22 protein-coding genes are annotated in these 23,051 nt (G+C 63.3%); 14 read left to right on the forward strand and 8 right to left on the reverse strand.

The window, feature by feature from the left end:
- Positions 1-160: 160 nt before the first annotated feature.
- Positions 161-535 (reverse strand): VOC family protein, encoded by a 375-nt coding sequence (locus tag R3F00_RS00745; RefSeq protein ID WP_371279780.1) that lies wholly within the window; start codon positions 533-535, stop codon positions 161-163.
- A 173-nt stretch (positions 536-708) separates the two neighbouring features.
- On the opposite strand from R3F00_RS00745, the gene R3F00_RS00750 reads away from it, so the two are divergent.
- Together R3F00_RS00750 and R3F00_RS00755 are read left to right on the forward strand one after the other, a co-directional pair.
- Complete coding sequence (locus tag R3F00_RS00750; RefSeq protein ID WP_371279781.1) at positions 709-1,278, forward strand: hypothetical protein; 570 nt, start codon at positions 709-711, stop codon at positions 1,276-1,278.
- Positions 1,279-1,303: 25 nt separating this feature from the next.
- Positions 1,304-2,023: a 2OG-Fe(II) oxygenase gene (locus tag R3F00_RS00755; RefSeq protein WP_371279783.1), complete on the forward strand. Its 720-nt coding sequence runs from the start codon at positions 1,304-1,306 to the stop codon at positions 2,021-2,023.
- Position 2,024: 1 nt separating this feature from the next.
- On the opposite strand, the gene R3F00_RS00760 is transcribed toward R3F00_RS00755, so the two are convergent.
- From R3F00_RS00760 to R3F00_RS00770, 3 genes are read right to left on the reverse strand one after another with little or no spacing between them, the layout of a single operon-like run.
- On the reverse strand, positions 2,025-3,575 hold the full coding sequence (locus R3F00_RS00760) for a response regulator (RefSeq protein ID WP_371279784.1): 1,551 nt from the start codon (positions 3,573-3,575) through the stop codon (positions 2,025-2,027).
- Between the two features lie 6 nt (positions 3,576-3,581).
- A complete protein-coding gene (locus tag R3F00_RS00765) occupies positions 3,582-4,025 on the reverse strand; it encodes a response regulator (RefSeq protein ID WP_371279785.1) in 444 nt (147 codons plus the stop codon).
- Positions 4,015-5,844, reverse strand: coding sequence for an ATP-binding protein (locus R3F00_RS00770; protein ID WP_371279786.1), 1,830 nt, complete (start codon positions 5,842-5,844; stop codon positions 4,015-4,017). The genes R3F00_RS00765 and R3F00_RS00770 overlap by 11 nt, the downstream gene beginning before the upstream one ends.
- A 125-nt stretch (positions 5,845-5,969) precedes the next feature.
- Here R3F00_RS00770 and R3F00_RS00775 point away from each other — a divergent pair, with 125 nt between their 5' ends.
- The 5 genes from R3F00_RS00775 (at position 5,970) to uvrD (ending at position 11,182) form a co-directional block, all read left to right on the forward strand.
- A complete protein-coding gene (locus tag R3F00_RS00775) occupies positions 5,970-6,776 on the forward strand; it encodes an SDR family oxidoreductase (protein ID WP_371279787.1) in 807 nt (268 codons plus the stop codon).
- Positions 6,776-7,822 (forward strand): trans-acting enoyl reductase family protein, encoded by a 1,047-nt coding sequence (locus R3F00_RS00780; protein ID WP_371279788.1) that lies wholly within the window; start codon positions 6,776-6,778, stop codon positions 7,820-7,822. Before R3F00_RS00775 ends, R3F00_RS00780 begins: the two co-directional genes overlap by 1 nt.
- Before the next feature lie 130 nt (positions 7,823-7,952).
- Positions 7,953-8,576 (forward strand): TIGR00645 family protein, encoded by a 624-nt coding sequence (locus R3F00_RS00785; protein ID WP_371279789.1) that lies wholly within the window; start codon positions 7,953-7,955, stop codon positions 8,574-8,576.
- A 122-nt stretch (positions 8,577-8,698) separates the two neighbouring features.
- Positions 8,699-8,917, forward strand: coding sequence for a hypothetical protein (locus R3F00_RS00790; protein ID WP_371279790.1), 219 nt, complete (start codon positions 8,699-8,701; stop codon positions 8,915-8,917).
- A 48-nt stretch (positions 8,918-8,965) separates the two neighbouring features.
- Positions 8,966-11,182 (forward strand): DNA helicase II, encoded by a 2,217-nt coding sequence (uvrD, locus tag R3F00_RS00795; protein WP_371280022.1) that lies wholly within the window; start codon positions 8,966-8,968, stop codon positions 11,180-11,182.
- A 237-nt stretch (positions 11,183-11,419) separates the two neighbouring features.
- Here the strand turns inward: uvrD and R3F00_RS00800 are convergent, their stop codons facing one another.
- Positions 11,420-13,369: a protein kinase gene (locus R3F00_RS00800; protein WP_371279791.1), complete on the reverse strand. Its 1,950-nt coding sequence runs from the start codon at positions 13,367-13,369 to the stop codon at positions 11,420-11,422.
- Between the two features lie 266 nt (positions 13,370-13,635).
- On the reverse strand, positions 13,636-14,643 hold the full coding sequence (locus R3F00_RS00805; protein WP_371279792.1) for a pteridine-dependent deoxygenase: 1,008 nt from the start codon (positions 14,641-14,643) through the stop codon (positions 13,636-13,638).
- A 104-nt stretch (positions 14,644-14,747) separates the two neighbouring features.
- Between R3F00_RS00805 and R3F00_RS00810 the strand changes: the two genes are divergently transcribed.
- Positions 14,748-15,035: a phosphopantetheine-binding protein gene (locus R3F00_RS00810; RefSeq protein WP_371279793.1), complete on the forward strand. Its 288-nt coding sequence runs from the start codon at positions 14,748-14,750 to the stop codon at positions 15,033-15,035.
- Between the two features lie 310 nt (positions 15,036-15,345).
- Here R3F00_RS00810 and R3F00_RS00815 read toward each other — a convergent pair whose 3' ends face one another.
- Both R3F00_RS00815 and R3F00_RS00820 read right to left on the reverse strand, forming a co-directional pair.
- Positions 15,346-16,077 (reverse strand): 4'-phosphopantetheinyl transferase superfamily protein, encoded by a 732-nt coding sequence (locus tag R3F00_RS00815; protein ID WP_371279794.1) that lies wholly within the window; start codon positions 16,075-16,077, stop codon positions 15,346-15,348.
- 5 nt (positions 16,078-16,082) lie between these two features.
- The gene (locus tag R3F00_RS00820) at positions 16,083-17,402 is read right to left on the reverse strand and encodes an NAD(P)/FAD-dependent oxidoreductase (protein ID WP_371279796.1); all 1,320 of its coding nucleotides are present in this window, start codon (positions 17,400-17,402) and stop codon (positions 16,083-16,085) included.
- Between the two features lie 102 nt (positions 17,403-17,504).
- Between R3F00_RS00820 and R3F00_RS00825 the strand changes: the two genes are divergently transcribed.
- The 6 genes from R3F00_RS00825 to R3F00_RS00850 are packed head-to-tail and all read left to right on the forward strand — an operon-like array spanning position 17,505 to position 22,871.
- Positions 17,505-18,263, forward strand: coding sequence for a xanthomonadin biosynthesis protein (locus tag R3F00_RS00825; RefSeq protein WP_371279797.1), 759 nt, complete (start codon positions 17,505-17,507; stop codon positions 18,261-18,263).
- Between the two features lie 3 nt (positions 18,264-18,266).
- On the forward strand, positions 18,267-18,569 hold the full coding sequence (locus tag R3F00_RS00830; RefSeq protein WP_371279798.1) for a hydroxymyristoyl-ACP dehydratase: 303 nt from the start codon (positions 18,267-18,269) through the stop codon (positions 18,567-18,569).
- On the forward strand, positions 18,566-19,528 hold the full coding sequence (locus R3F00_RS00835; RefSeq protein WP_371279799.1) for an acyltransferase: 963 nt from the start codon (positions 18,566-18,568) through the stop codon (positions 19,526-19,528). Before R3F00_RS00830 ends, R3F00_RS00835 begins: the two co-directional genes overlap by 4 nt.
- Positions 19,443-20,099, forward strand: coding sequence for a LolA-related protein (locus R3F00_RS00840; protein ID WP_371279800.1), 657 nt, complete (start codon positions 19,443-19,445; stop codon positions 20,097-20,099). The genes R3F00_RS00835 and R3F00_RS00840 overlap by 86 nt, the downstream gene beginning before the upstream one ends.
- Positions 20,096-22,429 (forward strand): MMPL family transporter, encoded by a 2,334-nt coding sequence (locus R3F00_RS00845; RefSeq protein WP_371279801.1) that lies wholly within the window; start codon positions 20,096-20,098, stop codon positions 22,427-22,429. Before R3F00_RS00840 ends, R3F00_RS00845 begins: the two co-directional genes overlap by 4 nt.
- Positions 22,419-22,871 (forward strand): phosphotransferase, encoded by a 453-nt coding sequence (locus tag R3F00_RS00850; protein ID WP_371279803.1) that lies wholly within the window; start codon positions 22,419-22,421, stop codon positions 22,869-22,871. The genes R3F00_RS00845 and R3F00_RS00850 overlap by 11 nt, the downstream gene beginning before the upstream one ends.
- Positions 22,872-23,051: the final 180 nt, after the last annotated feature.

A 23,051-nucleotide genomic window follows, 5' to 3' on the forward strand; every position in this document is an offset into this window, starting at 1 on the left:
GTCCGGGGCAGGCTCCGAGCCCGTCGAAGGATGAACGCGCGTTGCGGAACGGCAAAGGCGAACTTCCGCCCATGCTTGTGCAAGCTCACCCCGAAACGGAAGCTGGTCTTTCTTCCCGCCGAGTTCCTGTCATTCGTGTCGGTCTTCGGTCGGACTGCCTTTATTTGGCCGACCACAAACCGACCCGGTTGCCCTCGCTGTCGATGAACTGGGCGAAGTAGCCCATGTCCCCCGGCAGGGCGGTGCGTGGCACGATGGTGTCGCCGCCTTCCGCAACGGCTCGCTCAAGCACCGGCCGAAGATCAACGACACTTAGATAGATGACACAACCTTGCACGGAGGGTTCATTGTCCTCGGCATGGATCAGGGCGCCGCTGGTGTTGGGGCTTCCGCCATACGGAAATACCGCCATCTTCGACCCGCCCATCTCTTCGCGCTGCATCTTGACCTCCAGCACCTTCTCGTAGAAACGCTGGGCACGATCCAGATCGGTGGTGGAAATTTCGAACCAGGCGGGAACATTCGGATTCAACATGCTTGCTTCCTTCGCTGACGTGCGCGACTGCACGCTGAGACGATAGGCGAGGCCTGCTGACAGCGTCCTGTCAGCAGGCTGGCGCATTCACGCTGGAGTCGCGACAATCCTCGCCCGCTCTTCGAGGCCGGGATGATGCGCCGCGACCCGAACATTGATGGCATCGCGCAGCCGTGATCAGTGCGGAGCGCGTGGCACGCATCGTGTCCATTCTGGGCCACCCGATGCTGGTGATGCCGCTGGCGACATGGCTGGCGGTTCGCAGCCGCGATGCGACGGTCGCTGCCGGTGCCTCGGCCATCGGTGCCGTCCTGTTGCTCGGAAACCTCGTGCTGGTGTTCAGCGCCATTCAGGTGCGTCGCGGTCGCTGGCGCCACGTGGATGCCAGCAGCAGCCACGAGCGACGCGCATTGAACCTGTTTCTGCTCTGCCTGTTCGCGGTGGCTGCGGCGGCGATATGGTTCGAGCAGGGTTTCTCGCCCCTGTTCCTGGCCCTGTTCCTGTCGGCCGCGATCATTCTTCTCGCGTTGCTGACATCACCGTTGTGGAAGCTGTCCCTGCATGTCGCCTTCATCGCCTTCGCCGCCTTCGTTCCGGGTTCGATCGGCGTCGGTGTCGGCATCGCCACATTCGGCACGGTCGTGGCCTGGTCACGCCTGAAACTGGGCCGCCACGCGCCAGCGGACCTGATCGCCGGATTGCTTGCCGGTGTCGCGGCTGGCATTGTCTTCCAGACAGGCTGAGAACGGACTCAGCGGAGCGTCGGGCATGGCGGACGATTTCATCGAGGTTTACACGGATGCCATCAGCGAGCGCGATAGCCGCGCGCTGATCCAGCAGTTCGAGTCCAGCGGCAAGGCCGTACGTGGGCAAACCGGCGGCGGCGTCAACACCCGACTGAAGGACAGCTGGGACATCTGCATCAGTGACTATCGCGAATGGACCGCGGCCTCCAACCTGCTCAACTCGGCGATGATGCGCGCACTGATGGCCTATGTGCGCAAGTATCCGCATACCACCATTGCGCCGTTGTCCCTGCAGATGCCGGATCCGCAGACCGGCGAGCTGACCACCCTCGATGCCGATGCGATCCGGAGCCTGCCCGACGAGCGACTGCAGCAGCTGCTGGTCAAGGTCTTCAGGCCGGGCACCATCAACATCCAGAAATACCTCGCCGACCAGGGCGGCTATCCGTACTGGCATTGCGAGCTCTATCCGAAAATCGGCGACCACAACGGCGATACGCTGCATCGCGTATTGCTGTGGTCGATCTATCTCAACGATGCCTTTGCCGCCGGCGAAACGGAGTTCCTGTACCAGCAACGCAAGATCGTGCCGCAAACCGGGTCACTGCTGATCGCTCCGGCCGGCTTCACCCATACCCACCGCGGCAACATGCCCAGGAGCGGCAACAAGTACATCGCGACCTCGTGGGTCCTGTTCCAGCGCGCGGAGCAGTTGTTCGCGGCGCCCGGCGCGAATCGCTGAGTCAGCCGCTGCCGGCCATGGCATCCAGTTCCCCGCGCACACTGCGCAGCAGCTGTTGCACGGATACCGGTTTCTGCACGAAGCGCATGTGCTCGAGCGGCGGCAAGCCCTCGCGATCAATCGGCTTTTCGGGGTCGACGAGGAGGACAAGGGGGCCGGTGTAATCGAGATCGAGCAGGGCCGAAATGGTTTCGATGCCACTCATCAGGTTGAGGTCCGCGTCCATCACGACGATGTCGGGCGCACCGAGCGCGGCGATCTTTTGCAGCGCATGCGAGCCGCTGCCGGCAGTCGTCACTTCGTAGCCGTTCAATTCGAGACTGTCGGAGAGCATGGTCTGCTTGCCGAGCCGCTCGACAACCACGAGGACTCTCTCGCCTCTGCCGCCAGGCACTTCTGCCAATTCGTCGTCGTCCGCGTCAGCCGACTCGAGCGGAAGATAGACCTCGAACGTGGTGCCCTGGCCCGGCTCGCTGAGCACGCGCAGGTAGCCGCGATGATTGGTCACGATGCGCTTGCACGAGATCAGGCCGAGTCCGGTACCGCTCTCCTTGGTCGTGAAGAACGGCCGGAACAGACTGGCACGCACCTCCTCGTCCATGCCGATACCGGTATCGCTGACGAGCAACTTGAGGTAGGCGCCCGGCGTCTGCAGTTCGCCTTCCTCGAAAAACGCTGCATCGATTTGTGCCGGTTCCGCGGACAGCACAAGGCGGCCGCCTTCGGGCATGGCCTGCATCGCGTTCAGGCACAGATTGAGCAGACACTGCTGCAATTCGGTCTGATTGCCCTCGATCGCTATGTCTTCTTCGGGATTCTCGAATTTGAGGTCGATGTTTTCCGGAACGCTGCCGCGCAGCAGCAGACCCAGCGCATCGAAGAGCGCTGCCAGCTGGACGCGCTCGACTTCGACGCGGGCTCCGCGCGCGAAGGAGAGCATCGAGGCAACCATCTGCAAGCCGCGGCGGGCGCAATCGCCGACGAGGGCGCCATGTTTGCGCAACTCCTCATCGGAGCTGTCGTTCAGTGCAGAGGCGGTCAGCAGCAGGGGTTGCAGGATGTTGCGCAAGTCATGACTGAGACCCCCGGCCAGCATCGCCAGACTCTCGAATCGTTGTGCGCGCATGAGCTCGCTTTCCGCGCGCGCGCGCGCCGAGGTTTCACGGGACTGTTCGACGGCCCGGCGCGCCGCCGAAGCGAGGCGAGCCAGGCGCTCCTTGAGCAGATAGTCGGTTGCGCCGCTCTTCAGCGCCTTGATCGCCGCATCTTCGCCGATCGTTCCCGAAACGAAGATGAAGGGCAGCAGTGAATCCTTCTCGCGCAGCAGCTCAAGCGCGCGGTAGCCGCTGAAGCCGGGCATGCTGAGGTCGGAAATGACAAGGTCGGCATCGAACTCTTCAAGCGCCGCCAGGAACCCTTTCTCGTCATCGACCAGGCGCGATTCGATGCTCATGCCATCCTCGCGCAACTGGTCGAGAATCAGTTCGGCATCGAGCGGTTCATCCTCGACCAGCAGAACGCGCAACGTCCCGCCATCATCCTTACTTGGCATGCCTGTTCATTCCTGCTGCGGAAATTCGTTGAGAACAGCCCAGAATTGACCGAGTATCTGGACCGCGCTGAAGAACTGGCCGACATCGACGGGCTTGACGACGTAGGCATTGACGCCGAGATCCCAGCTTTCTATCAGATCGCTCTCTTCGCGGGACGAGGAGAGAATGACCACGGGGACGCGCCTGAAATGCTCATCGGCCCGCATGCGCTTGAGCACCTCGAGACCGTCGATCCTGGGCATCTTGATATCGAGCAGCACAACGGCCGGATTGCCCTTGCCACGCCCTTCGTAGGTGCCTCGGCAATACAGGTAGTCGAGTGCTTCGACGCCGTCTTCGACGTGCACGACCGGATTGGCGAGCTTTGCCTCGCGCAGCGCATCGATGGCCATCTCGGCGTCCGCAGCACTGTCTTCGGCCAGCAGGATGGTATGTATTTCACGATTCATGCGTTGTTCCATCGGATATGACTGCGCCTGTCACTTCGGGCAGCGAGAAATAGAGGGTTGCTCCCTGGTCGGGCACGGCATCGGCCCAGGTGCGGCCGCCATGCCTGCCGATGATGCGGCGGACATTGGCCAGACCGATACCGGTGCCAGGGAACTCGGACGCCTTGTGCAGACGCTGAAAGACGCCAAAAAGCTTGCCTGCGTACTCCATGTCGAATCCGGTACCGTTGTCGCGCACAAAGAAGGTGATTTCTCCTTCGGTCTCGCGCTCTACGCCGATTTCGATTTCAGCCCTGTCGCGCCCCGAAGTGTACTTGATGGCGTTCGAAAGCAGATTCTGCCAAACCCTTCTGAGCATGCTCTCGTCACCCATCACCGTGGGCAAATCGGCAACCTTCCAGACGATATCCCGCTCCTCGTGATCGGCCAGCATCATCGAGCGCAATTCCTCGACGAGCTGGTTCATGTTTACCGCAGAGACCCTGAACGCACCGCGACCGAGTCGCGAATACTCGAGCAGGTCTTCGATCAGACGCGACATGCGATGTGCAGCGTCGCTGATCACGCCAAGGAAATGCCGGGCCTTGTCATCCGCTGATTCACCGAGATGGTTGCCCAGCTTCTCGGCAAAGCCGGCGATATGGCGCAACGGCGCACGCAAGTCGTGTGACACCGAATAGCTGAATGCCTCCAGTTCGCGATTCACTTCGGAGAACTGTTCCACCTTGATTTCGAGGTCTTCATTCAGTTCGCTGATTCTCTGCTCGTAGCGCTTGCGTGCGGTGACATCGCTGACGGTCAGCAGAATCGTCTGTTCGGCACCGAATTCAGCGCTGTCGGAGAGGTCCATGCGCCGCGCATTCACCAGCACGATGCGTTCGATGTCATCGGCACTGTACTGTTCCAGTTCGAAATCCCAGATTTCCCGCCCGCGCGCGGCGACGTCGAGCAGGCGCTGCAACAGCATCGGATTGTCCCAGGCGCCATCGCCAAGGTTCTTGAGGTGGTCATCCTCACCTTGCTGCGGCGGCTTGCCATAGAACTCCGCGAATGCCTCATTGGCCATCAAGACACGCAATGAGGAATCCAGAACGGCAATGGGTTCGCGCATGCTCTGCACGATGAGCCGCGAGCGTTCCACGGCCGTGCGCGCAAGTTCTTCGGCGCTGCGCCGGTGCTGTGCCTGTCGCTCGGAAACGAACACCACCGAACCGAGCAGCAGCAACTGGGCAATGAGGGCGCCGGCAATCGTCCAGCGCGAGGCACGCGTGGTCTGTGCCATCTCTTCTTCGCGCTGTCGATACAGTGCCTCCTCGGTGCTGACGATCTCCCAGGACGTCTCCCGCGATCCGAACATTCTGGCACCGTCATTCAGCGTTTCCATCGCGGCGTCGAAATTCTTGTTGCGGATCTGATCCAGAGCACTGTCCAGCATCTTCATGCGGCCATCGAGCAGCACTCGCAGCGCTCCGATCCTGCCCTGCTGCTCGATGTTGTCGCGCGTGCTGTTTACGAGATCGTCGAGCAAGGGCGTGATGCGTGCGCGAACGTCCGCATAGGCGGGCCTGTTTTCGCCGGGATAGACGTCCACAAGCTCGGACAGCACGAGGCTCTCCAGTTCACTCATCTGGAATCCCAGTTCGTACAACTTCTCCCGCACGGCGGCCGAATGCACGACCCAGTTCGACGCGAGCAGCATGCGATCGGCGCTGGAGCGGATGATCGTATAGGGCAGGGCCACGCTGGCAGCGACGGCGATCACGAGCAGAACGATTCTCAGGCGGGTTTCGACTTCCGCCGTCAGCTTTGGCCACTGCATTCGATGTCCTGGTAGTAGGATGACCCCATAGATGTGGTCGGAACGCGGGGCAAGAGATTTCCCGATTCGCTTCCGACCATACGCCCGCTCTGCAGGATAGATTATCAAACCCCAATGGTGGCTTTATGGAATCCTCCCGACGAGTCCTGATCACCGGAGCCGGCAGCGGCCTTGGTCGAGCACTGGCCTTTCGCTACGCAGAAGCCGGCTGGCGTGTCGCCTGCGCCGACATCCGCCTGGATCGGGCCAGGGAAACGGTCGGCCTGATCACGGGCTTCGGCATAGGTGCAATGGCTCTGCAGGTGGATGTCGGCGACGACGAGTCGTTCGAGGACCTTCGTGACCAGATCCTGGCCGCCTGGGAGGGGGTCGACCTGGTCATCAACAACGCCGGCGTATCCGGGGGTGGCTCGGTGCTCAACGCCTCGATGTCGGATTGGCACTGGATGCTGAACATCAACCTGCTCGGCGTCGTGCGCGGTTGCCGGCTGTTCGGTCCGGTCCTTGTCGAACAGGGTACGGGACATATCGTCAATATCGCCTCATTCGCCGCCCTTGCCGGCGGTCCGAACATGGCCACCTACGCTACCGCCAAGGCTGGCGTGGTCACGGTGTCGGAGGGGCTGCGCGCCGACCTGCATGGCAGTGGCATCAGCGTGTCCGTCGTCTGCCCGAGCTTTTTCCAGACCAATCTGCTCGAAGGTTTCCGCGCGCCGGATACCACGTCGCTGAACGTGGCCAGGAAGCTCATGCGCAACGCAAGGGAAACGCCGGCGGATATCGCCGAATCCATCTATCGCAGCGTCGAGCGTGGCGAATTCCTGATCCTGCCGACGGCCGAAGTGCGCAAGGCCTGGCGTCTCAAGCGCTGGTTTCCGGATTTCTATTTCCGCAAGCTCATGCAACTGGTCCAGCAGAGGGGAACGAACTGATGCATCCGATCCTGATCTATGGTGCCAACGGCTACACCGGCAGGCTGATCGCCGCCGAAGCCTGCAAGCGCGGCCTCAAACCCGTTCTCGCCGGACGCAATCGCGATGCGCTGGACGCCCTGGCCGAGCCGCTCAAGCTGACCCGCCGGGTTTTTGAACTTGGCGATCCGGCCGAAATCGACCGCAACCTCGATGGCATCCGGATCGTGCTCAATTGCGCGGGTCCGTTTGAACGCACCTGCGAACCGCTGCTGGAGGCCTGCTTGCGCAATCGGGCCCACTACCTCGACATCACCGGCGAAATCGATGTCTTTGCGCTCTGCCACCACACCGATAAACGCGCGCAGTACGAGGGTGTCGTGGTGTTTCCCGGAACCGGCTTTGATGTTGTTCCCACCGATTGCCTGGCGGCAATGCTCAAGAACCGCCTGCCCGACGCGAGTCATCTGGTGCTGGGATTCGAGGCCGCCGGTGGACCCAGCCCCGGCACGGCCCGAACCAGTGTGGGTGGCCTGGTCAAGGGCGGACGCGCGCGTGTCAATGGCGAGGTGGTGGAGGTTCCGCTGGCGTGGAAGTCGCGCACGTTCACGCGCGAAGACGGCAGCGAGCGTTCCGCTGTCAGTATCCCCTGGGGCGATGTCTACACTGCATTCGTCTCGACAGGCATTCCGAATGTCGAGACCTACATGGCGATGCCCGAGAAGACGATCGCAAACATGCGTCGTCTGCGCCACCTGCGCTGGTTTCTCGGGCTGGGGCCTGTACAGAAGTTCCTCGAACGCAGGGCTGCGCAGACGGACGGGCCGGATGAACAGCGCCGCCAGCGCTGCGGATGCCAGGTCTGGGGCGAAGTGCGCAATGGCGCCGGCAAGGAAGTCGCGCTTTCCCTGATAACGCCGAATGGCTATTTGCTGACGGTCACGGCCAGTCTCGGCATCGTCGAGCATCTGCTGGCGAATTCCCCGGCCGGTGGTTATTACACGCCGTCGCTGCTGATGGGCGAGGATTATGTGCTCGGGTTGCCGGGCGTCCGGCTTGTCGAATAGGCCCATTCGCGGCGAAAACGCGCCGGGTCGGCCAGGCCGGACGATCCCGCGCGCGCTCTGGCGGATGGTGCTCACCGATTCCTGCAGCGCTTGCTAGAATCCGCGGCCCTGCCACCGACCGAGTATGCGCATGTCGCAAGCCAAACCGCCCTTGAGCTTCTTTCCTGCCCTGATCTTCTCCTCACGCTGGCTGCAGCTGCCGCTGTACCTTGGCCTGATCATCGCGCAGGGCGTGTACGTGATCCTGTTCGTCAAGGAATTGATCCACCTGATCCTGCACTCGACCTCGTTCGGCGAGCAGCAGATCATGCTGATCGTGCTCGGCCTGATCGACGTGGTCATGATCTCGAACCTGCTGATCATGGTCATCGTCGGTGGCTACGAAACCTTTGTCTCGCGACTCGGACTGCAGGGACACCCGGATCAGCCGGAATGGCTCAGCCACGTCAATGCCTCGGTGCTCAAGGTCAAGCTGGCCATGGCGATCATCGGCATTTCCTCGATCCACCTGCTGAAGACCTTCATCGCGGCGGGAACTCTCGGTGGTCTTCCGTTTTGCAGCGCAAATGAACTCGCGCCAACGGCCAGTGCGGTGATCAACGGCACGATCCAGACCTGCACCACGATGACCGAAGCCGGCGTCATGTGGCAGACGATCATCCACTGCGTCTTCATCCTGTCGGCCATCGGCATCGCCTATACCGACCGGGTCATGCAGAGTATTCCGCGCAGCAAGCCGGGCGCCGCGCACTGAAGGCACTGACGTTCAAGTGAGAGAAACCTGAACCCCAGTTGCGCAGGCGAACGGCACTGTCTTGCACGGGCACCTGAAGCCGGTCACCCTGCAGGTTCCAACCACGACACAGGGGTAGCACCATGCGCATGGGAATGATCATTGCCGGAATCCTGTTCATTGTTGTCGGCGCGGCCGCATTCACGGGAAACCTGGATTTCAGCAGGGACAAGGAAGTACTGAAGATCGGTGGCTTGTCGGCGACCGTGCAGGAGGAAAAGACCGTGCCGCAGTGGGCGGGCGGTGCCGGCGTGCTGATTGGACTGGGCTTGCTGGTCGCCGGCGCAATGCGCAAGCGCTGATCAGCCTGGTTCGACCCGGCAGCGGTGACGGGCCACTACAATGGCGACATGGATGTTTCCCACCTGCTTGATGATCTGAATCCGGCCCAGCGAGAAGCGGTCAGCGCCGCGCAGGGCCATACCCTCGTACTCGCCGGAGCTGGCTCGGGCAAGACCCGGGTCCTGACCCATCGCATCGGCTGGCTGCTCGAGGTCGAGCGCGCATCGCCGTGGTCGATACTGGCGGTCACCTTCACCAACAAGGCCGCCGCAGAAATGCGCGCCCGTACCCAGGCTCTGGTTGGCGAGGGTCCGCGCGGTCTCACCATCGGTACCTTCCACGGCATTGCACATCGGCTGCTGCGCAGGCACTGGCGTGAAGCCCGCCTGCCCGAAACCTTCCAGATCCTCGATTCGGATGACCAGCAGCGCCTGATCAAGCGCACGATCCAGGGCCTTGGCATCGACGAAGCGCGGTTCCCGCCCCGCCAGGCTGCCTGGTTCATCAATTCGGCCAAGGACGAAGGCAAGCGTCCCGAAGCCATCGATGCGGCGGGCAATCCGATGGCCAGAACGATGGTCGACATCTATGTCGCCTACGAGCGTGCCTGCCAGCGTGCCGGTCTGGTCGACTTCGCCGAGCTGCTGCTGCGCTCGCATGAACTCTGGCTGCACGACGATGCCCTGCTTGCCCACTACCGTGAACGCTACCGGCACCTGTTGATCGACGAATTCCAGGACACCAATACGCTGCAATACGCCTGGATTCGAGTACTCGCCGGGACCACCGGTCAGGTGTTTGTGGTGGGTGACGACGATCAGGCCATTTATGGCTGGCGCGGCGCGCGTGTTGAAAACGTGCAGCATTTCCTGCGCGATTTCCCCGAAGCGAGAACCATCCGCCTCGAGCAGAACTACCGTTCCACGGCGAACATTCTTGGCGCAGCCAATGCGGTCATCGCAAACAACCCGAGCCGACTCGGCAAGCAGTTGTGGACCGCCGACGGCGATGGCGACCCGATCGAAGTCTATGCGGCCTACAACGAGCAGGACGAGGCACGCTTCGTCATCGAACGCATTCGAGAGTACCTGCGCGAAGGCCATCGTGCGAACGACGTGGCGATTCTGTATCGCTCGAACGCGCAGTCGCGCAACTTCGAGGAACAGCTGATCCAGCACGACATCGCCTATCGTGTTTACGGCGGCCAGCGCTTCTTCGATCGCGCCGAGATCAAGGACGCGCTCGCCTATCTGCGCCTGATCGGCAACCGCCATGACGACGCGGCCTTCGAACGTGTCGTGAACACACCGCCTCGCGGTATCGGGGATCGCACGATCGACTTGCTGCGCGCGCGCGCGCGGCGCGAAGACACTTCGATGTGGGAAGCGGTCCTTTCCGAACTGACCGACAGCACGCTGGCCGGCCGGGCAAGGAATGCCTTGCGTACCTTCCTCGAGCTGATCGAAGGACTGGCGCGGGATTGCCTGGCACCCGGGCAGGAACGACGCGAAACGGATGCCGAGGACGCGGACGCCGATGAACCCTTGCCGCTGTCCGAGCAGATGGATCATGTCATCGTGCGTTCGGGCATTCGCGACTACCACGAACGCGACAAGACCAGCGCCGAATCGAGGCTGGAGAATCTCGACGAGCTGGTCAATGTCGCCGATCGTTTCGAGCGCACGCCCGAGGATTACGAGGCGGGATTGTCCGAGCTGGCCGCCTTTCTCTCGCATGCAGCACTCGAGTCCGGCGAAGCGCAAGGCGAGGCCTGGCAGGAGTGCGTGCAATTGATGACCCTGCATTCGGCCAAGGGCCTGGAATTTCCGCTGGTGTTCCTGGTGGGCCTCGAGGACGGTCTGTTTCCCAGCCACAAGTCGGTCGAGGAGCCCGGACGCCTGGAGGAGGAACGTCGTCTGGCCTATGTGGGCATTACCCGCGCACGCGAACACTTGTTGCTGTGCTATGCGGAAACACGGCGCATGCACGGAATGGAGATGTATGGCCGGCCTTCGCGATTCCTCGGCGAGATTCCAGCCGCATTGCTCAAGGAGATCCGCCCGCGCCCGCAACTGAGCCGCAGCCTGCCTGCCGCTGCGCACACCTCGCTGGCCGAGCACAACCACGGCCTGAAGCTCGGCCAGCGCGTCAGCCACTCCAATTTTGGTGAAGGCGTTGTGGTCGACTACGAGGGCACCGGCGCGCACACCCGCGTTCAGGTGAATTTTGAAGGGGCCGGCCAGAAGTGGCTGGTGCTCGCCTATGCCAATCTTTCGGCTGTTTGATCTGTATGGGGCGCTGAAGTCCGACGACTTCTTCGGATCTCCCGCGTTGCAAGCCCGGGCATGACGCCCGTTGTGCCGTTCGATTTTCGGATCTGGTGCAGAGGCCCCTCGACACGCTCGGGGCGAACGGTTCTCGGCGTGCGGGGAGTGCGCGTCACTGGGGAATGCGTTGCCCTTGCCCGACACCGGCCAGAAAAAAGCGGACCGAAGTCCGCTTTTTCCTCATGCCGGGTGGTTTCAGCCGCGGCTGCTGCGCGAGCGGAACTCGGCGAGGTTCCTGTCGACGTCATCAAGCAGGGGCTCGACCGCTTCCTGGGCTTTCTCGGTCGCATTCAGGGTGCTGAAGTTGACCTGCGACTTGGCGCTGCTCCACAGCGTGCTGCCATCGGAAACACGGTAGGCCTTGACCCCGAGCTGCACGGTGTACAGCGTGGATGCCTGCCCATAGTAGAACAGCTCCTGCGAACCGACCGGCTTGGCCTGAATGAAGACCACGGCATCGGCACGCCCTGCAAGACGTCCCATGTCGGGACTGTTGCCCTGGACCTGGCCTGCCTCGATCACGCGGAATCCGCGGCGCTGCAGCAGGCTGGCGATCGCATCGCGCGCCGGTTCGGCGATGACATCGTCGCCACCGAAGACAACGGCAATGGTCGGCACGCTCGGCTTGGCCGGCTTGGACGGTGCTTTCTTGGGCACCATGGCGACGGCCACGGCTTCCTCGGCCCGCGGCGCCGGCACATTGCCCTGGGATTCCTCGGCCGCTCGTGCCGCCGGCAGGTCACGCAAGGCATCGACGTCGGCTTGCGAAGCGCGTGGGCCGGGGCCGTCCGCGCCGGCATCGGCCACGGCGACCGTCGCCACATCGTTCGATGCGCTCGTGTCCGAATCCTGACTCGTCACGACAGCAGCCTTTTCACCATCGGCCGTCGTGGCGGGGCTGTCTGCCCTCGTGTTGCTGTCGGTCGATTCATCGACCATGGCGACCCGGTCGGACTCGACACTGCTGAGGCCCGGGATCTTGTCCCGGAACGCCCATGCGCCTCCGATCAGACACAGCACCAGGGCGGCAGCAATCGCCAGGGGCACAACGGAACTGCGCTTGTCGCTGGCACCGGCCTGGCTCTCGAGCACGGAACGGCGCTCGAACGCCTGTCCCGAGACGCCCGGCGCAGTCGCGGACGCATCCTGCGACGGATACGCCGGCGGCATCGGCTGCGACGACGGAGTGATCCGGGTATTGGCTGCGCCCGAGTTCGAAACCGGCGTCTTCGGCAGAGCGCTCTGGCCGGAGAACGGGGTTTTCTGGCCGACCATGGTGGCTGCGGCTGCCGAGACCTTGGGCACGATCGTGATCGGACCGCCCTTGGCCACCAGCGGGTGAGCGGCCAGATCCTCCGCCAGCTCGTGGCAACTCTGGTAGCGATCCTCCGGCTCCTTGGCGATCATCTTGGACAGGATCCAGGCGATCTGCTCGTCCACTTCCTTGTTCAGCTCGCGCACGTCCGGTATCTCGGCGCGGACGACCTCGAGCATCAGCCCGAGTGGCGATTCATCGGTGAACGGCATGCGTCCGGCCAGCATCTCGAAAAACACGATGCCGAGCGAGAAGATGTCGGAACGCTGGTCGACCTTCTTGCCCAGGCAGACTTCCGGCGACAGATAGCCCGGCGTGCCGACGAATTCGCCGGTCGAGGTCAGCTTGTTGGACAAGTCCTGGTTTGACAGGGCGATGCCGAAATCGGCGATCTTGATCGTGCCGCGACTGGAAACCATCAGGTTGCCTGGCTTGATGTCGCGGTGGATCACGCCCTTGTCGTGCGCCGTGGCGAGGCCGAGCGCGGTCTGGTAGATGATCTTCGCGGCCGGCCCGGCGGCGACCTTGTGCTCGCGCTTGAGCAGGGTACCCAGCGATTCGCCCTCGACAAATTCCATGACGAAGAAGGTCTGACCCTCGTCATCACCGATGTAGTAGATCTGGATGATGTACGGATCATTGAGCGCGGCCATGCTGCGTGCTTCGCGCAGGAAGCGCTCCTTGACCCCCTCGTCGTGGGCAAGGGAATCGGCCAGAACCTTGATTGCGACGTAGCGGTTGAGCGAGGACTCGTGTCCCTTGTAGACGACGCCCATGCCTCCACGACCCAATTCGGAAACGATGTCGTAGTGTCCCAATCGCGTTTTCATGCTGTGTCTCCCAGGCGCGTTGCGCCAGTAGTGGTGCTGCGAGATGAAATGCTAGCACCGGGAAGTAGCACCGGATCGTCCATTGCTTCGCATTGAAAAGCGGACTGCGGACACGCCGGGAATGCAAACCAGATCACACTTTCATGACGTTAGCACAGCAGCGATGAGCCTGAAGCCTGCGCCAACGAATTGCATCCTGCTGCGACGCACAATATGCAGTGCGCGGGTACGCGCCGAGACGATTGTGCCACTTGTTCAGCGTTGCCCTAGATCTGCATGCCGTCGATCTCTATGCGCAGGTCGCTGCGGCAGATGTCGCCAAACAGGGTAATGCAGTCGATCTGGGGCGGGCAGCGCTCGCGCATGCGTTGCTCGATCGCCGCGGCTTCAGTCGGATCGCGCAGGTACACCTTCAGCAGGCTCGCCGCCAGACCGCGACGGGCGATTTCGCTACCGGCTGCGTCGAGCAGGCTCTGCAGATTGCGCAAGGTCTCCTCGAACTGGGCGAAGGTGTCGCCGAGGTGGACCGAGGCATGGCCGACCACGGCCGCCGTACCGGATACCAGGAGTTGCTCGGCGGGCGTTCGCGTGGCGCGGGCGAAAGTCGGCGCGACCGGGCCGTACTGGCGTGGATAGGACCAGGCACTGACCTGACGCGGATTCTCGACCGCTACACCGGCCTGACGCGCCGCCAATCCATAGACCTGCAGCACGCGCACGCCATCGCGACGCCCGATAGCGGTGGCGGCAGAGTAGCCGTTGCGTGCGGCGGGGGTGATTCCGCGTGCGCGACCACAGCAGAATTGCCGGTAGCGTTCATCGTCTCCCTCGCCCTCGTTGATGGCGTCCATGTAGTTCCACAGGCGCAAGATATGCGGTCGCGTACCGCCCTCGAGGCGTTGCTCGTCGAGCAGGTTGCAGATCCTGGAATAGGCCTTTTCCGCGGCCTGATCGATGCCACCGGATTCGGCTTCATCGATTTCGACGGCGAAGAACAGGTAGGTATCGTCACTGCTCCAGCGCACGTTTCCCATGACGCCCGAACGCACCGGTGCCACGCCTCGCCAGACTTCATAGCGGTTGCTTCCGGCTTGCTCCAGTCCGATATTCAGGTAGCGCGGATCGTTGCTGGATCCGGCGGACGGGCCGAAGCCGATCACGGCAAGCACGTCGGGGCCGGCCAGCAGATCCTCAAGCCGGCCTGCCTCATAGCTGGCCCGTAGCGGAGGCATCGAAGCGCATTTGGCGGTGGTGGGTGGTTCGGGGAATATCACGTGAATTTCAGATCTCGGGCCTGTTTCCGGCACAGGGTTGGCGGTCGCGGATGATACACTGCGCAGCTATTGACCACCGACTATCCGACCAGGCAGGCCTTCCCGTGACACAAGCTTCAGCAACCCCCACGCAATCCCCCGCCGAACACGAACTTGCCCAACTCGTGATCAGCAGCCTCAACATCGAAGGCGTGGAAGCGGCGGCGATCGACCCCGATGCACCGCTGTTCGGCGACGGCGATCTTGGCCTCGACTCCATCGATGCGCTCGAACTCGCCCTGGCAGTATCCAAGCATTACGGATTCCAGCTACGCTCCGACAACCCTGAAAATCGGCAGATTTTCGGCAGTCTGCGCGCACTTTCCGCGCATATCGAAAAAGAGCGCGCCTAGCAGGCTTCCGGCGCGGTGCTTGTTGTAGGGGTGGGTCTCAGACCCACCCTGCAGGGGTTGCGAACGAGTGCGCGGAATCCGATAACCTCCCTCGCGTTTCTGCTTCGTTGTTGGCTTCAGATCCGATTGGCACTGACCCAAGGCTCGTCATTCCAGGCTGCTCCGGGATGACGAAAATGGGCGCGAAAACGGGGGATCGGCTCCAAATCAGTGCGATTCGTCCCAGTCCCGCCCGCTCCCTGGTTTGTGCAAGTTGCGGCAGAAAGCCGGGCGAGTCCGAGACTCGCCCCTACACTCGAGCTGTATTCCGTCAACGCGCCGGCGCAGGCTTGACCTGCGCGTCCTCCATGAGGAACGCACGAATACGCAATGCCGGGCCGCGCCAGGCCAGAGCTGCAACATGCCCCGGTAGCGGTTCAAATCGATGCAGCTGCCAGTCTTCGACGGCGCCCGCCGCGGTGTCGATCGCCTTCAACCTGCCTGCCCGGCCCTCGTGGTCGAGCTCGAACTGCAATCGGTGCAAGCCGAATGAAAGTCCCTGTCCCAGGGCCTTGAGCACGGCTTCCTTGCCGGTCCACAAGCGCATGAATGCCGGACCCTGGCTCGAACCATCCAGCCTCTCCAGAGCGCGCGACTCCTCGTCGGCGAAGAAGCGTCGGGCCAGCTCCAGCGGCGTGTGCCGGCGCGCCAGGGTATCCACATCGATGCCCAGTTCCTGCCGTTTCGAAAATGCGAACAGCACGCATTGCCCGCCATGACTCAGGTTGAATTGCGGAAATCCCGCCTGGCTCGCGTAGGGCTTGCCATGCTCGCCACGCTGAAGCGCCGGCGGCGCGGCGCCGGCATAGCGATGCAGCAAGCCGAGCAGTTGTTCGTTCGCTTGGCGCGATACATCGCGCGGGGGTATCGGCCGGGCCGCCTGCCACAACCAGACATGCACCTCGTCGTCGAGCAAGTCCAGATTCGCCGGCGCCGTCTCGAACTCCAGCCGGACCGAATCGGCCGGTTCCTCGGCAGCCTGTCCGGGCAAGGATGCCTGCATGCCGGTCAAGCCGGATCCACGGGCGTACTGCCGCCGCTGAATTCGATCCTGGCCTGACGCCGTCGCGCGACCCGTTCGCTGCGCCAGCGCGCCCACGAAAGCAGGCTTGTCACCGCATAGATCAACTTGAACAGGCGCATGCGCCGCATCACCGGAGCGTTGTCGAACACATCACCGGCCAGCATCGAAACCAGACCCTCTTCGACACGCCAGTGGTTGCGCGGATTCGCAAACAGTCCGCGCATGACCGGCGAATTGAAGCGGTAGATGAACCAGGAAAACACGCGCACTCCGCGACGGATGCGCCGATCGTAAGCCCGCTGCAGGCGCTTTTCGCTCGCCCCGTCTCGCAGGCAGGCATCAACCAGTGCCGCTGCCGCGGTTCCGCTGTGCATGGCCAGGTAGACACCTGAGGAAAACACCGGATCGACGAACGCCCAGGCATCCCCGGCCATGATCCAGCCGGGTCCGCACATGCGCGAGCAGGTGTAGGAATAGTTGCCGGTTACGCGGACCTCGCCGCGGATGCGCGCCGCCTGCATCCGGCTCCATGCTTCGGGCATGCGCTGCAGGGTCTGCATGAGAAAGGCCTCGTTGCTGCCCTTGCGCTGCTTGAGGAATTCCGGCCAGCACACACAACCGATGCTCATCAGGCCATCGCGCAAGGGAATGAACCAGCACCAGCCCTGTTCGAAATGGTAGATGCTGATGTTGCCGGCGTCCTCGCCATCACGGCGTTCGACCGACTCGAAATGGGCGAAGATGGCCGCACTCTGATGCACCGCGTTCTTTCGCTTGAGGCGGAATTGCCTGCCGAGCACGGTATCCCGACCACTGGCATCGACCAGGTAGCGTGCCTTGATCGACAATTCCGTTCCGCTGGCCTCGCGGGCCCGTGCTTGCACGGATCCCGGGCCATCGATCGAGACCGACGTCACGCATGTCCGCTCGCGGGCGTCGACACCATTCGCGCGCGCGTTCTCGAACAGGATGCGGTCGAACTCCTCGCGCTTGACCTGAAAGGCATGGTCGGGCGACTGGCCCAGGGCGCGCGCAAAGTGAAACGTCTGGTAGCGCCCCTCGGTGGCCGGAAAGTCCGCGCCGAGCTTGCGCACCCCGATCGCCTCGATTTCATCGAGCACGCCAAGCTGCTCGAGGATCGGCAAATTGCACGGCAACAGCGATTCGCCAATGTGGAATCGCGGGTGGCTGTCCTTCTCCAGCTGCAGCACCTGCCAACCCTTGCGCGCCAGCAGGGTCGCAGCCGTCGACCCGGCAGGACCGCCCCCAATCACCAGCACATCGCATTGCAGAGCCTCTTGCATGGCATGTTCCCCGACTGCGGAAAGAGCGTGTCCAATGCCGCGCCCGTTCCTGCGGCACTCCATCGGATCCTGCCCTCCATGTTACATTTCCGCCCCGTTCCCATGGCGATTGCCTCAGTCCAGCGCGTGAATCGCCCTGCCCAATTGCACAGCCGACCTGTGACCAAGCTGCCAGCCCCGGCATGGCGCCGTGCCCTGGTCGCCATTGCCATCGCGCTCTACCTGCTCCTCGTGCTGGCCGCGTGGACGACCGGCAGCGAGCCGCTTTCGGCGGCCTGCGTTGCGTTGCTGGTGACCGCGGTACTGGCGCAACCGATGCTGGCGCGCAAGGCCTGGGCCTGGATTTGCTGGCTGATTCTCGGCTCCGGCTTGCTCGTCCTGAGCCTGAACGGATACGGGCGGATCGCGCTCGACCTGGTTCCTGTCCTGATCAACGTGGCCCTGGCCATTCTGTTCGGCCTGACCCTGCGCCGCGCGAGCACGCCGCTGATTGCGCGTGCCATCTGTGCGATCGAGGGCCCGGAACACTTGAAGCTGCCGCGCGTGGCCGGCTATGCGCGCGCACTGACCATTGCCTGGACCTGCCTGTTCCTGATCCAGGCCTTCCTGCTCGTACTGATGCTGGTCTGGTGGTTGCCGTCGATTGCCGAGAACGAGCGTCTTCATTCCTGGGGCATGAACTACGTGCACATCGGCGGCTATTTGCTGCCCGCCGCATTCATGGCCATCGAGTACGCTTTCCGGCGCTGGTACCTGCGCCATCTGCCGCACGTCCCGCTGCATGTTTTCCTGCAGAAGCTCGTGCAGAACTGGCATGGCTTGCTGCGCGATTCCGCGCATGGCACGCAAGGGAAATCCTGAGCGATGCGGCAAGACGATTGCGAGTTCATCGAAGCGCTCTGCATCCCCGCTACACATCCGTGCCTGCCGGGTCACTTTCCCGGCCAGCCCGTGGTTCCCGGAGTCGTCCTTCTGGACCGTGTCGCCGCATGTCTCGAAAGGCAGGGTCGGGGCACGCTGTTGCGCCTTGGCGCGGTGAAGTTCCGCGCACCCCTCTTGCCGGGGCAAACGGCAGAGATGCATGTCAACCTCGGCGCTGGGCGGTTGCGTTTTCGTATCGTGCGCGAGGATCAGCTTCTGGTTTCGGGTGAGGGGGAGCTGGCTTGAGCGAGCACTGGAGCGAACAACGGGAGGGCGGCGGGCGCTTCGCGCTGTGGCTGATCCGCACCATCGGACTGACCCTGGGACGCAGGGTAGCGCGCGCATTGCTGTATCCGATCACGCTGTACTTCTTCTTGCGCCGCACGGCCGAGCGGCGTGCGTCCTACGCCTATCTCGAGCGCATGTTCGGGCGCCCGGCGAATGCGCGAATGGTCTTCCACCACATCCACCGCTACGCCGCGACAATGCTCGACCGGATTTACCTGCTCACCGAACATCTGCGCAACTTCGATGTGCGCGTGTACGGGCTGGATGAACTGCACGCCATGATGCGGCCGGATCGCGGAGTTCTTCTGGTCGGCGCCCATGTCGGCAGCTTCGAAGTGTTGCGCGTGATGTCCCTGCAGCGACCGGACGTGAAGGTGCGGGTTGTGCTCAATACAAAGCAGACGCCGGCCATGACCGAGCTTCTGCACGCTCTGAGTCCGGACATCGCGAACAACGTGATCGATGCCTCGCGGCCCGGACACGAGGTCGTTTTCGCGCTGCACGATGCCATGCAGGAAGGCGCCCTGGCGACCTTGCTCGGTGATCGCGCGCGTCCTGGCGAAGCGACCGTTGAAGTCGACTTCCTCGGTTCGCCTGCCCGCTTTCCAGTCGCTCCGTTCCTGATCGCGAGCATGCTCAAGGTCCCTGTCGTGTTGTGCCTCGGCATGTATCGGGGAGGTCGAAGCTACGACCTGATCTTCGAGCAGCTAGCTGAACAGCTCGACCTGCCCAGACGCGGCAGGGAGGCGGAACTGCGTGTTTTCGTGCAACGCTATGCCCAACGGCTGGAACACCATGTCCGCGCCCATCCTTACAACTGGTTCAATTTCTATGACTTCTGGAACCTGGAAACGCCTCGCCCTGCGCAGCCTTCCGTGGCTGATTCTGCCTTCTCTGGCGAGCGCAGCAGAGTTTGATCCGCTGACCCTGGTCGCCGGCCTGCAGCGCGAGCTTCCTGCGCGCACGGCCTACACCGAAGTCCGCTTTTCGCACATGTACGATCGAGCCCTGGTCGCGCGTGGCGAACTGGAATATCTGGGCCCCGGCCGCCTCGGCAAGCGTGTCGACGAACCCTACACCGAGGTCACCACGATCGCTGACGGGCAGGTGACCCTGCAACGCGGCAAGCGCAAGCCGCGCCAGATCTCCTTGCAGCGCGTTCCCGAACTGGAAGGATTCCTGCGTGGCTTCAGCGCGCTGCTGGGCGGCGATGCACAGGCACTGCAACGCGATTTCGAATTGACCGGTAGCGGCAACCAGGACCGGTGGCAGCTGCGTCTGGCCCCAAGCGACAAGCGACTGCGCAAGCGCATCGATGCCATCGTGGTCGATGGCAGCGGGGACGATGCCAACTGCTTCAGCATCGTCGATGCCGACGATGACGTCAGCATCATGATGGTCGAGCAGCTGGCTTCGGCCCCCCTGCCCGAGCCACTGACGCAAAAGAATGTCGAATCGGCCTGCCGTGGCGGAGACGCCGCGAAGTGACAGGGCGCTCGGGTCGATTTGCCTTGCTGGCAGCGTGGATCGTCGCGCTGGTCAGTGTGGCTGCCTACACCGCGCACACGCTGAAGATCAGCACGGACTTGCGCAGCTTCATGCCACCCGCGCAAAGCGCCGACCAGAAATTGCTGATGGAACAGATCGGCGAAGGGCCGGGCTCGCGACTGCTCCTGCTCGCCATCAGCGGTGACGAGGAATCACGGCTCGCGGAGTTGAGCCGGACATTCAGCAGCGCGCTGCGTGAGGATCCACGCTTTTCCCAGGTCATCAATGGCGAGTTCGACGCCGGCATGCTCGATGAGACGCTGCTGCCCTATCGCTATCTGCTGACCGCGAGCTTCGATGAGGAACCGCTGGACGCGGCCGTGCTGGCCGACGAGCTGCAGCAGCGCGTCGAGGATCTCGGCTCGCCTGCCGCAACCCTGCTGAAACCGATTCTCGAGCGGGATCCGACCCTGGAGATCATGAAGCTGGCCGAAGCGTGGTCACCCCCGCGGCAGCCACTGGTTCGCGACGGGGTCTGGTTTTCGCCCGAGAACGAGGCCCTGCTGCTGGCCCAGACGCACGCGCCGGGCTTTGATCCCGAAGCGCAGGGCGAGGCGATCGCCGCGATCCGCAACACGTTCGACGCAGTCAAGTCCGCAGGCGATACGGCAGAACTTGTCATCAGCGGACCCGGCTATTTCACCGTAATGGTCAATGCCGACACGCGCGGCGAATCGGAGTGGCTGGGCCGGATCAGCACGGTGGGCTTCATCATCCTGCTCCTGCTCGCCTATCGCAGCATCGCCGTGCTCGGGCTCGCCGCCTTGCCGATAGCTTCCGGGGCGCTGGCAGGGGTGGGCGCGATTGCCCTGGTCTTCACCGAAATGCACGGCATTACGCTCGCGTTCGGCTTCACCTTGCTCGGCGTTGCCCAGGAATACCCCATCCGCCTGCTCAGTCATCGACGGGCCGGGGAGACCGCACTGGAAAGCGTGCGCGGTCTGTGGCCCTTGCTGCTGACGGCCATTGCATCGGCGTGCATCGCCTATCTGGCATTCTTTGCCTCCGGCGTGACCGGCCTCATGCAGCTGGCCGTATTCACCATCAGCGGCCTGCTCGTCGCCGGCTTCAGCACGCGCTATCTGCTGCCGCGCGTATTGCCGATCAGGTTCAGGGACGCGGCCGACACGCCCGGACTCGGCGCGGTCTGGAACTGGCTGGAGGCACTGCCACGACCACGCTGGCTGCCGGCACTGCTGTGCGTGATCGCAGCGATCATGCTGTGGGCTGCGCCAACGCCGTTCTGGCAGAACGATCTCGCAGCGCTGACGCCCGTGCCGCAGGACCTGATGCAGCGCGAAGGTCGGCTGCGGGCGGCACTCGGCGCACCCGATGTGCGCTATCTGCTCATTGTCGAAGCCGAGGATGCCGAAGGCGTGCTTGAGCTTTCCGAACAGGTCGCGCCGCGCATCGAGGCCCTGGTCGAACAGGGCGCGATCGCCGCCGCCGAACTGCCGAGCCGCTACCTGCCGAGCCTCGAAACCCAGCGCGCGCGCCAGCAGAAACTGCCCTCGCGCGACGCGCTTGAAGCCATGCTCGATGAAGCCAGCGCTGGCCTGCCGTTTCGGCAGGGACTATTCGAACCCTTTGTCGATGATGTCGAAACTGCGCGCGGACTCGAGCCACTGACCCCAGCTGCCTTTGCCAGCTCGCCCATCGGAGCCCGCATCGACGCCATGCTGGTCGAGCGCGAGGGACACTGGCTCGGTCTCGGCACGATCATCGGCATGCAGGATGCCGAAGCATTCGGGGCGCTCGCTGCCGAGACCGGCGGCGCGGTGCGCTTGCTCGATCTCAAGGGTGCGTCCGAATCCCTGGTCATTTCCTATCGCGAGCGCATCCTGCAGGCCTTCGTGATCGCCATCGTGCTGCTCGTGATCACGGTGTTTGTCGCCTTCCGCGATGTTCGGCGCGCATGGCACGTGCTCGCACCGATGACGCTTGCGACCATCCTCGTTCTGGCCGTGCTGCGCATCAGTGGCTTCTCGCTGTCGTTGTTCCATCTGGTCGCGTTGACCCTGGCCGCCGGGCTCGGCCTGCACTACGCGCTGTTCTTCGAGCGCACGACACCCGATGCCGCCGAAGCGCGGCGTACCCTGCATGCGACCCTGGTCTGCGTGATCTCGGCCCTGCTCGTATTCGCCCTGCTGGCCTGGTCGTCGTTGCCGGTATTGCGCGCGATCGGCCTGACCGTCAGCCTCGGCGTCGGCTTCCATTTCTGCCTGTCCATCCTGATGGCGCGCAAGGGACGATCCGGCCATGCTGGATAAATCGGACTGGGCACACCTGATTCCGCACCAGGGCACGATGTGCCTGCTCGATGGTGTCGTCCGTTGGTCGGCTGATGCGATCCACGCGCGCACCGACTCGCACCGGCGTGCGGACAATCCGCTGCGCAGCGACGACGTCCTGCGGGCCGTGCACCTGTGCGAATACGGTGCGCAGTCAATGGCCGTGCACGGGGCCTTGCTGGCCCGCGAAGCCGGGGAAGCCGCTTCACCGGGTTTCCTCGTTTCGCTGCGCGGCGTTTCCCTGGCTGTTGCGCGCATCGATGATCTTCAGGGCCCGCTCGATGTATTCGGCGAACGCCTGATGGGCACGGACTCGAGCTGGCAGTACGCGTTTCGCATCGAGCACGCGGGAATCGAGATTGCGTCGGGGCGGGCGGCGGTGATGCTGGCCGGAGCGCCGGGAATGGGGAATAGGGAATAGCGAGTAGGTAGTCGGTTTTCCATATCCCCTCGCAAGGAGGCTGTGGCATGCCACGGCTTTTCGGCAAGTCGCAGTTTGGCCGTGAACACAGCGAACCCCAACACTGCCACGTTGCGGGAACAATCACGACGACTTGGTATGCTGACCCGCGAAGCACATTCAGGGCAGCATCCGTGCAAG

It is taken from the genome of Dokdonella sp. (assembly GCF_041395345.1).
Lineage (GTDB): Bacteria > Pseudomonadota > Gammaproteobacteria > Xanthomonadales > Rhodanobacteraceae > Dokdonella.